The sequence below is a fragment of the Sphingomonas sp. 1F27F7B genome, from assembly GCF_005503355.1.
GTDB lineage: Bacteria > Pseudomonadota > Alphaproteobacteria > Sphingomonadales > Sphingomonadaceae > Sphingomonas.
This window is the reverse complement of the sequence record NZ_SCMK01000007.1, coordinates 45,610-58,865: the sequence shown is the minus strand read 5'-3', so window position 1 is coordinate 58,865 and position 13,256 is coordinate 45,610. Positions and strand designations below refer to the sequence as shown.

The following is a 13,256-nucleotide window of genomic DNA, read 5'->3' as shown; positions in this document are numbered from 1 at the left end:
CGCTTTCGCAATACTGAATATGTCGCGCCTCATGGTGCACCGCCCGCATGCCGGGCGGGCCGGGGTTTCGCGGGCGCGCGCATCTGCTATTGGGCGCGGCCTGTTCTCCCTGAAAGGCCCAGGCCACTTGTCCGATTCCCTGCAGCTCCAGGTGCATGACCTGGAAGTCGAAGTCCTCACCGGCGTCTATTCGGAAGAGACGCACCTGCCGCAGCCGCTGCGCATCTCGGTGACAGTGGACATCGACCTGCCCGAGCGCTTCGAGCCGGGCACGCCGCTCAAGGCCTCGAAGAACTATATGGACGTGAAGCACGCGGCGACCGACGCGTTGCCCAAGGACGTGCACTTCACGCTCGTCGAGGCCGTGGCCGAGCATATCTGCGACACGCTGTTCGTCGGCGACGCGCGGGTGCGGCGCGTCGAGGTGCGCATCGTCAAGCTCGCCATCGCCGAACAGGGCGAATCGATCGGCATCACGCTGGTGCGTGGCCGCAAATAGCCGTCACCCCGGCGTTCGCCGGGGCGACGCGCGATTTCAGGTGCACGGGCCCAGCGAACGCAGGACGAACTGATAGTCTTCGCGCGCCTTCGCGGCGTTCTGGGCGTCGTCCGAATCGACGCTATCGGCAGGCAGGCTGCGCGGCAGGCCGCAGGCGAGGCGATACCAGAGGAAGGTATTCGGCGCCGGAGCGCCTGCCGATTCGTCGACAATGTCCCCCAATGAAACACTCCAGCGCGTCGTCTCGCCCGGACGGCGGAGAATCTGGAGCGAAACCGGCGCGCCGCTCGCGGTCTGCAGGAAGACCTGGGTCTCGCCCTCGCCGGGCAGGGAGCCGGGGACGTGGAAGGCATTGCCGACACCGGTGATCGCGGGCGGCGCGTCGGCCGCGAGCGCATCCTTGGTGATCGCCCGGACCTGGGCATCGAGCGCGGGCAACCAGTTCATCTGGCTCTGCAATCCGGTGAGCTGCACCATGGCCGGGCGCCCGGGGACGGGGCGGGCGAACAGCAGCGCACGCTGCTTGGCGAGCTTGGGCGGCTTGCCCCTGGCATCGAGCGGCAGGTCGGCCGAGTAGGTAATGCGCGTAGCCATGGCCTGAGTGCCCCGAATCAGGGCGGAAACATCGGCTTCGATCAGGAATCGGACCATGCCGGCGGCCAGGCCGGGCGATTCTTCCGGCTTCAGCCGCTCCGCCTTGCGGATCCGCGCGTCGATGATCAGCGGAGCGGCGGTCACCTGCCTCGCCAGGGTGGCGTAGCTAGGTAAAGCGGCTGCGGTTTGTGCCTGCGTTTGCTGGGGTTTAGCGGCTGCACCTAAGGGTGCGACTAGCGCAATCGCGCAAGAAAATATGGCGGGAAAGGTGCGGTTCATATCGTTCGGATTACCGGATTGTGCCCCGCCTATACAGAAATAATTCCGCCATCGGGCGACCGTACGCCCTGATTGTCCGACAAAGGGTTTGCGTCCACCCGGTGCGCGCGATAGAGACTCGCCCGCTGCCGATCAGGACGCAATATAGCGCACGGCGGGCAGGCTTGTGCACGGGTCGCAGAATCCCGCCGCACGGGGTTGCATGTCAGGATTAGAGGAGTGACGTTGCCGGATGTCTTACGCTGACCGTAATACAAGTGGCAGTCGCGTAATCGCGATCATACTGGTCGCGATCATCGTGGCTGGCATGGGGTACGCCTTCGTCACGGGCCTTGCATATCAATATATCAAGAAGCAGGCGGAGAAGCTGAACACGTTCGACGTGGAAGAGCCGCCGCCCCCGCCCGAGGAAGTGCCGCCGCCGCCGCCGCCGCCGGATACCCCGGTGCCGCCGCCGCCTACCCAGATCGTCGTGCCGCCGGCCGCGGTTCCGGTGCCTACCCAGGCCCCGCCGATTCCGACCACGTCGATCATTCCGCCGCCGCCGCCGATCACACCGCCGGCTCCGCCTGCGCAGCCGGCTCCGCCGCCGCCGCCGCCGGCTCCTCCGCGGATCGCGAAGAAGCTCACCCCGCGCGGTTCGCCGCAGGGCTGGGTGACGGACGACGACTATCCTGCCGCCGCACTGCGCGCCGAGCAGGCCGGTACCGTCCGCTTCCGCCTCGACGTCGACCCGACGGGCAAGGTGACCAACTGCACCGTGACGGGTTCGAGCGGCGTGTCCGTTCTCGACAGCACGGCTTGCAACCTGCTCAAGCGTCGCGCCCGGTTCAATCCGGCCGAGGACGAGAACGGCAACAAGATCTCGGCGCCGTATAACGGCAGCTTCACCTGGAAGATCCCGAGCTAGGCCGTGTGATTTGCCGGCGCGCTCCCCATGGGGCGCGCCGGGCGATTGGATAAAAAGCGCTATTTAGTTAGAGGAAAGAACCGACAATGCTCACGACCATTCTCGCCGCCGCGGCGCCCAAGGAAAATCCGTACGGCCTGATTCCGGCGCTCCGTGAGGGCGGCCTGATCTCGCAGACGGTGTTCGGCATCCTGGTACTGATGCTGTTCTTCTCGCTCTACATCCTGTTCACCAAGCTGTTCGAGCAGCAGAAGATCCTCAACCAGGCCAAGCGCGTCCGCGCCGGCTTCTGGAACGCCAACAGCCTGCGCGAAGGCGCTGCGAAGCTCGAGAAGAACTCGGCCTATCGCCAGCTGGTCGACGACGGCCTAGCTGCCCAGGAGCAGCACTCGAAGCTGACCGATCCGGTCGAGGCGCATGACTGGCTGCATGGCTCGCTCGCTCGTTCGGAAGACCTGATCAACTCGCAGCTGAAGAGCGGCCTGTCGTTCCTCGCCACCGTGGGTTCGACTGCTCCGTTCATCGGTCTGTTCGGTACGGTTATCGGCATCATCCGCGCGCTCGTGAAGATCGGTGCCGCTGGCCAGGCGTCGATCGACGCGGTCGCCGGTCCGGTCGGTGAAGCGCTGATCATGACCGCCGTCGGTCTCGCCGTCGCCGTTCCGGCCGTGCTCGCCTTCAACTGGCTGCAGGCCCGCAACAAGAAGATCTCGGAAAGCCTGAACGCTTTCTCGAACGATCTGCTCGGCTATCTCGCTTCGGACGGCCGCGTCCGTCCGGCCGCCGCCAAGGCTGCTCCCGCCAAGGCCGCTCCGGCCGCGACGACCGGCACCGCGCCGCGCGCCTAAGCGATCCGGAATATACGGGACCGCGCATTCCCCGGATTGCGCGGTCCCTCTCCGGCTTCGGCCGGAGCTTGGACTAGAAGGATAGGATAGCGCGCAATGGCGATGAGCGTAGGCGGGGGCGGTGAAGACGCTCCCATGTCGGACATCAATACCACGCCGCTCGTCGACGTGATGCTGGTGCTCCTCATCATCTTCCTGATCACGGTTCCGGTCGTGATCCAGACGGTGAAGCTGGAGCTCCCCAAGGTTCAGTTCGAGCCGACGACCACCAAGCCCGAGAACGTCTCGCTCTCGGTCACGGCCAATGGCGGCAGGTGCGAAGTGTTCTGGGGCATGACCCCGGTGACGAGCAGGGAACTGGTCGACAAGGCGGTCGAGAAGCTGCGGAAGGAAATCGACAGGCAGGGCGGCATCAACGCTGCCGGCCTCGAGCTTCCCGAAGTGCACATCCGTGGCGACGTGAACACCCCGTATCGCTGCATCGGCGGCACGATCTTCGCGATGCAGATGGCAGGGTTTGTCAAGGTCGGCTTCATCTCCGAACCGCCCGCCGGCTCGGCCACGGTCCGTCTCTGACGGCCTGCTCAAAGGAGTTTAGACTATGGGTATGAGCGTGGGCGGCGGCGGTGACGACGGCCCGATGATGGAAATCAACACGACGCCGCTGATCGACGTCATGTTGGTGCTCCTGATCATGATCATCATGACGATCCCGATTCAGACGCACGCGGTGAAGGTCGACCTTCCTCAGTCGAACAGCAAGCCGCAGAACATCGTCGAGCCGGAGAAGAACAAGGTCTATATCGATGCGCAGGGCCAGGTTTACTGGAACAGCGCGCCGATCGACGACGTGACGCTGCGCCAGTATCTGGATCAGACGCTGCAGATGTCGCCCGAGCCGGAGCTGCATTTCCAGCCCGACCCGCAGACGCGCTACGAAGTCGTCGACCGTGTTCTCGCGATCATCAAGCGCGCGAACGTGAACAAGCTCGGCTTCGTCGGCAACGAGCAGTATCGCAACGATTTCTGATCCGCTGCCTCACGGGGCCGGATATGAAACAAGGAAAGGCGGTCCTTCGGGGCCGCCTTTCTTTTTTGGCGATCGCATCATGTGGGAACGCGCCTGCCGGCGATGGCGGTTCTTGCCGGCATTCCATCGTCATCTCCGGTTTCGGCCGGGGCCGCCGCGGGCTGGAGGGTGCAGAGGGCAGCCGGCTCTCTCTTCGTCCGGCGGTGCAGCGAGGCCCGGAGTCGATCGGCGCTTGTCCCCTTGGAAACAAGTCCGCCCTCCTTCGGCATCCCCGCACAGGCGAGGGGCGGGTTTCGCCCATGAACCTGCGCCCCTGCCTGTGCGGGGATGGCGGATGGCAGATTATCTCCGTCCGTTCGGGGGCGGGCGTCGGGCAGGCTCAGGATGACGGCCGAGCCGAGGAGCATCGGCCATGTCCGCAATCGATATGAACGCCTTCCTTCCCGCAGCGCGAGGAACGGGCACCACAAGCCGCTTGTATGGGTGACATAGAAATGTAACACTACTGTCTTCAAAGAGTCATGAAACTGACTTCGTGGCGTAACAGAAGGAGTAGGAGTCATGCGCATCGCGCTCATTGTCCTTGCCGCCGCCCCGTTCGCGCTCACCGCGCTTCCGGCGCAGGCCCAGAGCCGCAACGGGGATCCCGTAGCCAGTGCCGCGATCTTCGACGGCAATTTCTCGCAGGCGGAACAGCAGCTCAGCGCCAGGCTTCGCCTCGATCCGGATCAGCCCGAACTGCTGCTCAATCTCGCCGCGGTCTATGCCCAGACGGGACGCACCTCTCAGGCGCGGGCGCTCTACATCCGCGTGCTTCAGCAGCGCGATGTCGAGATGGACCTTTCGGCCGACCGTGTTTCGACCTCGCATGTGGTCGCCAACAAGGGGCTTCAATATATCCGCACGCTCCAGCTGAGCGCGCGCTGAGCCCATTGCCCGTCGCCTGGCCGTGCAGAAGCATGGCCGGCGGCGAAACCCCGGCGCCGCCCCAATCGCGGCGCCTTTTCCATTTCCGGTGGCAGCGATACCGCGCCGCAAATAGTCGGCGGCCGATCAGAGCCGCGGCAGAGTCACGCCGCGCTGGCCCATATATTTGCCCGCCCGATCGGCATAGCTGGTCTCGCACGGCTGATCGCCCTTGAGGAACAGGAACTGGCACGCACCTTCGTTCGCATAGATCTTGGCGGGCAACGGCGTGGTGTTCGAGAATTCCAAGGTGACATGCCCTTCCCATTCGGGCTCGAGCGGCGTCACGTTCACGATGATCCCGCAGCGTGCATAGGTCGACTTGCCGAGGCAGATGACCAGCGTGTCGCGCGGGATGCGGAAATATTCCACGGTGCGGGCAAGCGCGAAGCTGTTCGGCGGGATGATGCAGACGTCGGTCTTGCGGTCGACAAAGCTGTTCGCAGCGAAATCCTTGGGATCCACCACCGCTGAATCGACATTGGTGAAGATCTTGAACTCGTCGGCGACGCGTGCGTCATAGCCGTACGAGCTGAGGCCATAGCTGATGCAGCCCTCGCGGCGCTGCGCCTCGACAAAGGGCTCGATCATCCCGGTGGAGAGGGCCTGCTCGCGAATCCAGCGGTCTGAAAGGATCATGGCGCCGGTTTTGCCGGAAGCGGGCGGCAGGGCAAGTGGCTTGTCGGGATCGCACGAACTGCGCATAACACAGACAAATATGCTTGGAGGGGTTGATGCGCGGGTTGTGGGCAACTGCTTTCGCGGCGATGATGGTTTCGGCCCCGGCGCTTGCCTGCGAAGGCGCGGTGACGATCTGCGCCGGTGCCGACAAGGCGAGCTTCGCGCTGATCCAGGCCGGCAAGCCGGCAAGCGTGTTGGTCGATCCCGGCGCCGATCCGGCGGTGCGTCATGCGGCGGACGGGTTCGCAGAGGATCTGGAGCGAGTCAGCGGAGCAAAGGCCGCGCGGGCCCATGCGCTGGCCGGGGTGAAGGGGCCGGTGGTGCTGATCGGCGTGCTCGGCCAGAGCCCGGCGATCGACGCGCTGGCCCGTGCGGGCAAGATCGCGGCGCAGGACATTGCCGGCGAGTGGGAAGCGTTCCGCCAGATCGTGGTCGATGATCCCGCCCCGGGCATCGCGCGGGCGCTGGTCGTCGTCGGATCCGACCGGCGCGGCGCGGTCTATGGCGCGTACGACATTTCCGAGAAGATCGGCGTGTCGCCCTGGCATTGGTTCGCCGAGGTGCCGGTGGCAAGGCGCACCAATGTCTTCGTCACCGCCGGATCGCGGCGCGACCAGCCCAGGGTCCGCTATCGCGGCTTCTTCATCAACGACGAGGCGCCGGCCTTCTCGACCTGGGCCCAGAAGAAGTTCGGGGGCGCAAATGCAAGGGCCTATGCCCATATCTTCGAGCTCGAGCTGAGGTTGAAGGGCAATTATCTCTGGCCGGCGATGTGGGCGCCGCGTGCCTTCAACGACGATGATCCGCGGAACAAGGTGCTGGCCGACGAGATGGGCATCGTGATGGGCACGTCGCACCACGAGCCGATGACGCGGGCGCAGGACGAATGGCACCGGAACATCGCGAGCGGGGTGACCGGGGGCAAATGGGACTATGCGACCAACGCCGCGAACCTGCGCGCCTTCTGGCGGGGCGGGATCGAGCGGATGATGTCGAAGGGCGACGGCAAGGGCTATGAGAGCCTGGTGACGATCGGCATGCGCGGCGATGGCGACGAGCCGATGGCCGAAGGCACTGCGACCAGGCTGCTCGAACATATCGTCGCCGACCAGCGCGGGGTCATCGCCGAGGTCACCGGCGTGCCGGCCGACCGGACGCCGCAGGTCTGGGCGCTCTACAAGGAAGTGCAGGATTATTACGACCATGGCATGCAGGTGCCCGACGACGTGATCCTGCTGTTCTCGGACGATAATTGGGGCCAGGTGCGGCGGCTTCCCGACGCCGGCGCAGCACCGCGCAAGGGCGGCTATGGAGTCTATTATCATTTCGATTATGTCGGCGGGCCGCGCAACTACAAATGGCTCAACACCAACCAGATCGAGAAGAGCTGGCAGCAGATGGACCTGGCCTGGCGGCGCGGTGCCCGGGCGCTGTGGATCGTCAATGTCGGTGATTTGAAGCCGATGGAATATCCGCTGAGCTTCTTCCTGAAACAGGCATGGGATCCCGAGGCGATGACGCCCGAGGCGCTGGCGGCCTATCCCGCGGCATGGGCGGGTGCGCAGTTCGGCACGGCACAGGGCAAGGCGATCGGCGTATTGCTGACCCGCTATGCGCAGCTTGCCGCGCGGCGAAAGCCCGAACTGATCGATGCGGGCAGCTTTGCGCTGGGGCCGGGCGCGGACGGCGGCGAGTTCGGAGCGATGGTCGCCGAATGGGATGCGCTCGAGACGGCGATGCTGAAGGCCAGGGCGGCCGTGCCGGCGGACGGCCGGGACGCGTTCTTCCAGCTCGTCGAGCATCCGATCGCAGCGATGGCGAACCTCTACCGGCTCTATTATGCCGTAGCGTGGAACCGCCGCCTGGCTGCGGCGGGCGATGCGCGAGCCAATGGCTTTGCCGACCGGGCCGAGGCCGCCTTTGCCACGGACCAGGCGCTGAGCGACCGCTACCATGCGATGGCTGGCGGCAAATGGGACGGGATGATGCTCCAGACTCATATCGGCTATACGGGCTGGCAGCAGCCCGAGAAGCAGGTGATGCCCGAGGTGACGCGAGTCCCGGGAGCATCCGGGCCAATGGCGGCATTGCCGAAGCCGCGCGCGGCCGTGAAGGCCATCGAGGCGAGCGGCTATGCCCGCGCCGTCGGCGGCAAGGGGCTGGCGTGGCGGGTGATCCCGCACCTTGGGCGCACCGGGGGCGCGGTGCTGGCGCTGCCGCAGGGGCAACCCGCGACCGATCCGTCGGACGGCGTGCGGCTGGAATATGCTGTTACGGCTGCCGAATCCGGAGAATTGCCGGTCCGGCTGATCCTGGTGCCGACGCTGGGCACCGGCGCCGACGGCACGCTGCGGATCGGCGTGTCGATCGACGACGGGCCGGTGCAGGTGCTGACTGACCTGCTCACGCCGTCGCCCAACGCGGCCGACAGCAAGGCCAAGCGCGATTGGGAGCGGGCGGTGGAGGACAATGCGCGCACGCTGACGGCGCGCTTCCCGGGCGTGACGGCGGGCAGGCATGTGGTGAAGGTCTGGCGGATCGACGACAATGTCGTGTTGCAGCGGATCGTGATGGGGAAGGAGGCCATGGCGCCGGACTATCTCGAGGGGCGCTAGGCCGGATCGGGTGCTTCCCAGCGCACCACTCTGTTCCGTCCACCGCTCTTGGCGCGATACAGCGCGGCGTCGGTCATCGCGACGAGCCGGGCCGGGTCCTCCATGCCGGCGGGCCGAAACGCTGCCAGCCCGATGCTGACGGTGACGATCTCGCCGGGCGCCGGAGACGCCAGGGCCAGGCCGGCGACTGCCTGTCGCATATGTTCGGCAAGCTCGGTTGCCGCCTCGGCCCCGCTCGCCGGCAGGATCACCGCGAATTCCTCGCCGCCATAGCGGGCCACGAGATCGCCGGCACGTGCCGCGCAGGCGGCGACCGTGGCGGCGACGTCGCGCAGCCGGGCGTCGCCGACGGGGTGGCCGTAGCTGTCGTTGAGCAGCTTGAAATGGTCGATGTCGATCAGCAGCAGCGCCAGTTCGCCGTCCGCCCGGCGCGCTCGGTTCCATTCGCGCTGCAGCGTCTCGTCGAACTGGCGCCGATTGGCGATGCCGGTGAGCGGATCGACGCGCGAGAGCGCGTCCAGCCGTTCGCGCTCGTGGAAGCTGCGCATCTGGACCAGTATGTTGCGCAAGCCATAGCCGAGCAGTGCCCCGATGAAGCCGGTGACCGCGAGCCCCGGCGCGCGGGTGACGAGCGGTCCGGACACCGCGAGCAGAGTCACCGGCAGCATCAGCGGGCTGCCGGCGCGCACCAGCAGCACGAAGCGCGGCGACGGCGGACGGTGCACCGGGCGGTGCGCGGCGTACGGCGTGCGTGACGCGAGCAGGGTGAGCAGGACGAAGGGCAGAGCGACCAGCGGATCGGACGGGCTGCCGAAATCCGCATCCATCTGGAAGTGATTGATATAGGCGGCGACGGCCAGATAGACGAACGCGAACAGCGTGAGCGTGCGGAAGAATGCGCGCCGCGCCGCATCGGTGCTGGCCCGGTAGCGGACCAGCGCGAACAGCGCGATGAACAGGTTCTGGATGTCGAACATCAGGCGCAGGTTGAGCACGCCGTCCTGACTCGCATTGTCGATCGTCGCGAAGGTGAAGGTGTGGACGAAGAACAGCCAGCCCAGCGCCAGCGCGAGCAGGCCGTCGACCACTCGCACGGATCGGAGTTCGCGCTCCGGGCTGGCGACGAGGAAGGTGAGCGGCACGCCGTACAGCACGTAGAGCAGGATGCTCAGGCCGGTTACCGGGCCGGCATCGGGCAGCAGGATATCGGCGCACAGGTTCGCGATCATGCCGCCGGCCCAGAGCAGCATCGCCAGCGAGAGGCCGGCCCAGCCGTCCACGTCCACGCCGCGGCGCGCCCGCAAGGCACAGGCGATACAGGCCATGAGCGGTGCGAGGATCAGGAAGGCAAAGGAGATCGGCTTGGCGGGGGAGAGGAGCAGGACCGCCGCCAGATGTGCAGCGGGATAGCCGAGCAGGATCGCGAGGCTGCCGAAGCTTACCGCTCCCGGTGCGCGGGCCGCGCGGCGGCGCCCCGCATCTTCTCCAAGGATCCGTCCGTCCATAAAGAGCGTTTCCCGAACCCTGAGGATACGGGATCCGCCCCTAAGATCCGGTTACGCGTCGATTCATGCCAGCCCCAGGTCGCGCGGTCCGAACGCGGCGGGGAGCAGCTGCGAGAGCGTATATTCCGCGATCTCGTCGCCCGTGGCGCCGCCGCAGAATATGGGCAGGTCGCGGCCGCCGAGCTGGGCGGCTTCGTTGATGATCTGGCGGCAGCGGCCACAGGGGCTCACCGGCGCGGTGTCCGCATGGCCCATGCGGCCGCCGATCACGCCGATCGCGACGACGTCCGCCAGGCGTCCCTCGCTGCTCGTCCGCGCCAGCGCCACCGTCTCGGCGCAGAGCGAGAGGCCGTAGCTCGCATTCTCGAAATTGGCGCCGGTCACCATGGTTCCGTCGGAGAGCAACACCGCGGCACCGACCGCGAAGTTCGAATAGGGGGCATAGGCGTGCTTCGAGGCTTCGCGCGCGGCTTCGATCAGCGCCTTGGGGTTCACTTCGCTCATTTCGCCATCACATCCCAATTGACCGGTTCGCCCACGCCTTCGATGCGGCGATGGCGCGTTGCCTGCCATATCGACCAGGGCCGCGCGAAATACGAGGGGGGGAAGAAGCCCTGGCGCGCCCAGAGCAGGCGCGGAAAGGCGTCGCTGAGGCGATATTCGCTCTCGAATCGGCTCGAGACCATCAGGATCGCCGGTTTGCCGATATGAGTCTCGACATCGTGGAGGAAACGGCCGAGCTCGCCGAGCACCACCTGGCGTTCCGGCCGCGCGGGGCAATCGGGCTGGAAGTCGATCGCCACCGCGGGCGGCAGCTGATCGTCCGAGCGTGGCACCGTGGTCATGAAATTGCCCGACTGGTCGGCGGCGAGCTGGCACAGCGAATAGACGTGAAGCGCGCCGCGGCGGATGCCGGCCTCGAAGGTCCAGCGCCAATTCTCGGGAAAGCGCAGGTCGCGCGCCTGGGCGCCGCTGGTGGCGCGGATATAGGCGAAGTCGATGCCCGCCTTCTTGGCGGTCCACCACTCGATCGGTCCGGTCTCTTCGGACACGTCGACGCCCTGTACGGGGAAATCGCCGGGCGAAGGGCGCCAGCGCGAGGCGAACAGCCAGGCGCTCCAGCCGAGCAGCCCCAAGAGGATCAGCGCCGGCACGACGAAGCGCAGCCGGCGCGCATATACGCGAAGATGCACCGGTCTAGCCCTTGATGTGGAGCACGCAGATCAGCGTGAACAGGCGGCGGGCAGTGTCGAAATCCACGTCGATCTTGCCTTCCAGCCGTTCCTTGAGCAGCGACGCCGCGTCGTTGTGGATGCCGCGCCGCGCCATGTCGACGGTTTCGATCTGGGCGGGCGTGGCGTTGCGAATCGCGGCATAATAGCTGTCGCAGATGGCGAAGTAATCGCGGATCGGGCGGCGGAAGGCGGCGAGCCCCAGGATCAGTGTCTCCTGGAAGGACCCGTCTGCGCGCTTGATCTCCAGCGCCAGCCGCCCTTCCTGCACCGCGAGGTGGAGCTTGTAGGGGCCTGCATAGCCGTCCGTCTGGGGGCGCTGCGGGGCGAAGCGATTTTCCTCGAGCAGGTCGAAGATCGCGATCCGGCGCTCCTGCTCGATGTCCGCCGAGCGCCAAAGGATAGTGCGTTCGTCGAGCGTCACGTCTATGATGCGCGGATCGGCCATGACCGGCTCCTATCCGGTCATGCCCGTTATCCACAAGCACGCAGCGTTGATGCCGCCGAACGGGCGCGTCACAGGAGACTCATGGCCCAGCCCATTCCCCTTCCGATTCCCGATTCTCCCGAGGGCCTGAGCCTGCCCGCGAACGTGGAGGCGGAAGCGGCGCTGCTCGGTGCGATGATGATCGACAACCGAGTCGCCGAGGATGTTCTCCAGAAGCTGCGCCCCGAGCATTTCTTCGAGCCGCTGCACGGCCGGATCTATGACGCGATCGCGACGCTGGTGGGCGACAACCGGCTCGCCACGCCGGTGACGCTGAAGCCGCTGTTCGCGGCCGATACGGCGATGAAGGAGCTGGGCGGCCCGGGCTATCTCGCGCAGCTGACCGGCAACCCGGCCAGCCTGATCGGCGCGCGCGCGTTCGCGGACCAGGTCTATGATCTTGCCATGCTGCGGGCGCTGGTCGGCGTGGGCCGGGCGCTCGTGGACAATGCGCTCGACACCAGCCAGGAGATCAATCCGGCCAAGCAGATCGAGCAGGCCGAGCTGAAGCTCTACGAAGTCGCGGAAAAGGGTGGCGAGGATACCGGCGCCAAGAGCTTCACGCGCGCCGCGACGGTGGCGGTGCGCCATACCGAACGGGCGATGAACTCGGGCGGCAGCGTTTCGGGCATCACGTCGGGCCTTACCGACTTCAACGCGATGACCGGCGGCCTCAACCGATCGGACCTGCTGATCCTCGCCGGACGCCCGGGCATGGGCAAGACCTCGCTTGCCACCAACATGGCGTTCAATGCGGCCAAGCGGTATCTGGACGACATGGAGGCCGGCATCCCCGAGGAGAAGTCGATCGGCGCGCCGGTGGCCTTTTTCAGCCTGGAAATGTCGGCCGACCAGCTGGCGCTGCGTATCCTGTCGGAACAATCCGAAGTGAGTTCGGAGAAGCTGCGCACCGGCAATATCTCCGGTCCCGAGTTCATGAAGTTCGCCCGGGCAGCGGGCGATCTGGAGCGGCTGCCGCTCTATATCGATGATACGCCCGGCCTCACCATCGCCGCGCTGCGCACCCGTGCCCGGCGCCTGAAGCGCCAGCACAAGATCGGCTTCGTGGTGGTCGACTATCTCCAGCTGCTCACCGGCTCGGCCAAGGCCTCGGGCGACGGGCGCGTGCAGGAAATCTCGGAGATCAGCCGCGGCCTGAAGACGCTGGCCAAGGAACTGCACGTGCCGGTGCTCGCGCTCTCCCAGCTTAGCCGCGCGGTGGAAAGCCGCGAGGACAAGCGGCCGCAGCTCTCGGATCTTCGCGAATCGGGCTCGATCGAGCAGGACGCCGACATCGTGCTGTTCGTGTATCGCGACGAATATTATCACGACTTCAAGGCGCCCAAGGCCCCCGACGGCAATTCGACGCCCGACGAGATCGCCAAGTATCAGGCCTGGCACGATCACCAGCTGCAAGTGGCGAACAAGGCGAGCGTGATCATTGCCAAGCAACGTCACGGCGCGACCGGTACGGTTGACCTGCGCTTCGATCGCCAGTTTACCAAGTTCAGCGACTTGGCACCGGGCGGCTATTGACGCTTTTGTTCGCGTAACGCGGAAAATTCGGGCAGGATGCGCTTCAGCAACGTGCGGCCGACGGGCCGTATGGG

The 13,256-nt window shown here is 66.2% G+C and carries 14 protein-coding genes; 8 read left to right on the top strand and 6 right to left on the bottom strand.

All coding sequences use genetic code 11. The features are described 5' to 3' along the window. Nucleotides 1-127 precede the first annotated feature (127 nt). On the top strand, nt 128-499 hold the full coding sequence (locus FFS08_RS08530; RefSeq protein WP_137863848.1) for a dihydroneopterin aldolase: 372 nt from the start codon (nt 128-130) through the stop codon (nt 497-499). Between the two features lie 36 nt (nt 500-535). On the opposite strand, the gene FFS08_RS08525 is transcribed toward FFS08_RS08530, so the two are convergent. Next, nucleotides 536-1,237: a hypothetical protein gene (locus tag FFS08_RS08525; RefSeq protein WP_249341190.1), complete on the bottom strand. Its 702-nt coding sequence runs from the start codon at nt 1,235-1,237 to the stop codon at nt 536-538. Between the two features lie 367 nt (nt 1,238-1,604). Between FFS08_RS08525 and FFS08_RS08520 the strand changes: the two genes are divergently transcribed. The 5 genes from FFS08_RS08520 (at nt 1,605) to FFS08_RS08500 (ending at nt 5,087) form a co-directional block, all read left to right on the top strand. Beyond that, on the top strand, nt 1,605-2,282 hold the full coding sequence (locus FFS08_RS08520; protein ID WP_137863849.1) for an energy transducer TonB: 678 nt from the start codon (nt 1,605-1,607) through the stop codon (nt 2,280-2,282). An 86-nt stretch (nt 2,283-2,368) separates the two neighbouring features. Next, nucleotides 2,369-3,130: a MotA/TolQ/ExbB proton channel family protein gene (locus FFS08_RS08515; protein ID WP_137863850.1), complete on the top strand. Its 762-nt coding sequence runs from the start codon at nt 2,369-2,371 to the stop codon at nt 3,128-3,130. A 96-nt stretch (nt 3,131-3,226) separates the two neighbouring features. Next, nucleotides 3,227-3,706 carry an ExbD/TolR family protein gene (locus tag FFS08_RS08510; protein WP_137863851.1) on the top strand — a complete coding sequence of 160 codons (480 nt, stop codon included), beginning with the start codon at nt 3,227-3,229 and terminating at the stop codon, nt 3,704-3,706. 31 nt (nt 3,707-3,737) lie between these two features. After that, nucleotides 3,738-4,160 (top strand): ExbD/TolR family protein, encoded by a 423-nt coding sequence (locus tag FFS08_RS08505; RefSeq protein WP_086129972.1) that lies wholly within the window; start codon nt 3,738-3,740, stop codon nt 4,158-4,160. Nucleotides 4,161-4,721: 561 nt separating this feature from the next. Next, nucleotides 4,722-5,087, top strand: coding sequence for a tetratricopeptide repeat protein (locus FFS08_RS08500; protein ID WP_137863852.1), 366 nt, complete (start codon nt 4,722-4,724; stop codon nt 5,085-5,087). A 126-nt stretch (nt 5,088-5,213) separates the two neighbouring features. Here FFS08_RS08500 and dcd read toward each other — a convergent pair whose 3' ends face one another. Continuing rightward, nucleotides 5,214-5,765 (bottom strand): dCTP deaminase, encoded by a 552-nt coding sequence (gene dcd, locus FFS08_RS08495; protein ID WP_086129970.1) that lies wholly within the window; start codon nt 5,763-5,765, stop codon nt 5,214-5,216. 95 nt (nt 5,766-5,860) lie between these two features. Between dcd and FFS08_RS08490 the strand changes: the two genes are divergently transcribed. Continuing rightward, nucleotides 5,861-8,422 (top strand): glycosyl hydrolase 115 family protein, encoded by a 2,562-nt coding sequence (locus FFS08_RS08490; protein WP_137863853.1) that lies wholly within the window; start codon nt 5,861-5,863, stop codon nt 8,420-8,422. Here the strand turns inward: FFS08_RS08490 and FFS08_RS08485 are convergent. From FFS08_RS08485 to FFS08_RS08470, 4 genes are all read right to left on the bottom strand, one after another. Continuing rightward, on the bottom strand, nt 8,419-9,927 hold the full coding sequence (locus tag FFS08_RS08485; protein ID WP_137863854.1) for a GGDEF domain-containing protein: 1,509 nt from the start codon (nt 9,925-9,927) through the stop codon (nt 8,419-8,421). The two genes, FFS08_RS08490 and FFS08_RS08485, sit on opposite strands and share 4 nt — an antisense overlap. 63 nt (nt 9,928-9,990) lie before the next feature. Next, nucleotides 9,991-10,431, bottom strand: a complete 441-nt coding sequence (locus FFS08_RS08480) for a cytidine deaminase (RefSeq protein WP_171012535.1) — start codon at nt 10,429-10,431, stop codon at nt 9,991-9,993. Continuing rightward, nucleotides 10,428-11,120, bottom strand: a complete 693-nt coding sequence (locus tag FFS08_RS08475; protein ID WP_249341191.1) for a GH25 family lysozyme — start codon at nt 11,118-11,120, stop codon at nt 10,428-10,430. Before FFS08_RS08475 ends, FFS08_RS08480 begins: the two co-directional genes overlap by 4 nt. Nucleotides 11,121-11,124: 4 nt before the next feature. Further along, nucleotides 11,125-11,607 (bottom strand): UPF0262 family protein, encoded by a 483-nt coding sequence (locus FFS08_RS08470; protein ID WP_078103276.1) that lies wholly within the window; start codon nt 11,605-11,607, stop codon nt 11,125-11,127. A gap of 81 nt (nt 11,608-11,688) precedes the next feature. Between FFS08_RS08470 and FFS08_RS08465 the strand changes: the two genes are divergently transcribed. Continuing rightward, entirely contained in the window at nt 11,689-13,182 is a 1,494-nt protein-coding gene (locus FFS08_RS08465) for a replicative DNA helicase (RefSeq protein ID WP_137863856.1), read from the top strand. Nucleotides 13,183-13,256 lie beyond the last annotated feature (74 nt).

Bases quoted from the DNA above. Each gene is read 5' to 3' on its own strand.
- FFS08_RS08515 (WP_137863850.1), top strand. From the start codon at position 2,369: ATGCTCACGACCATTCTCGCCGCCGCGGCGCCCAAGGAAAATCCGTAC.
- FFS08_RS08480 (WP_171012535.1), bottom strand. From the start codon at position 10,431: ATGAGCGAAGTGAACCCCAAGGCGCTGATCGAAGCCGCGCGCGAAGCC.
- FFS08_RS08510 (WP_137863851.1), top strand. From the start codon at position 3,227: ATGGCGATGAGCGTAGGCGGGGGCGGTGAAGACGCTCCCATGTCGGAC.
- FFS08_RS08500 (WP_137863852.1), top strand. From the start codon at position 4,722: ATGCGCATCGCGCTCATTGTCCTTGCCGCCGCCCCGTTCGCGCTCACC.
- FFS08_RS08465 (WP_137863856.1), top strand. From the start codon at position 11,689: ATGGCCCAGCCCATTCCCCTTCCGATTCCCGATTCTCCCGAGGGCCTG.
- FFS08_RS08505 (WP_086129972.1), top strand. From the start codon at position 3,738: ATGAGCGTGGGCGGCGGCGGTGACGACGGCCCGATGATGGAAATCAAC.
- FFS08_RS08485 (WP_137863854.1), bottom strand. From the start codon at position 9,927: ATGGACGGACGGATCCTTGGAGAAGATGCGGGGCGCCGCCGCGCGGCC.
- FFS08_RS08520 (WP_137863849.1), top strand. From the start codon at position 1,605: ATGTCTTACGCTGACCGTAATACAAGTGGCAGTCGCGTAATCGCGATC.
- FFS08_RS08470 (WP_078103276.1), bottom strand. From the start codon at position 11,607: ATGGCCGATCCGCGCATCATAGACGTGACGCTCGACGAACGCACTATC.
- dcd (WP_086129970.1), bottom strand. From the start codon at position 5,765: ATGATCCTTTCAGACCGCTGGATTCGCGAGCAGGCCCTCTCCACCGGG.
- FFS08_RS08490 (WP_137863853.1), top strand. From the start codon at position 5,861: ATGCGCGGGTTGTGGGCAACTGCTTTCGCGGCGATGATGGTTTCGGCC.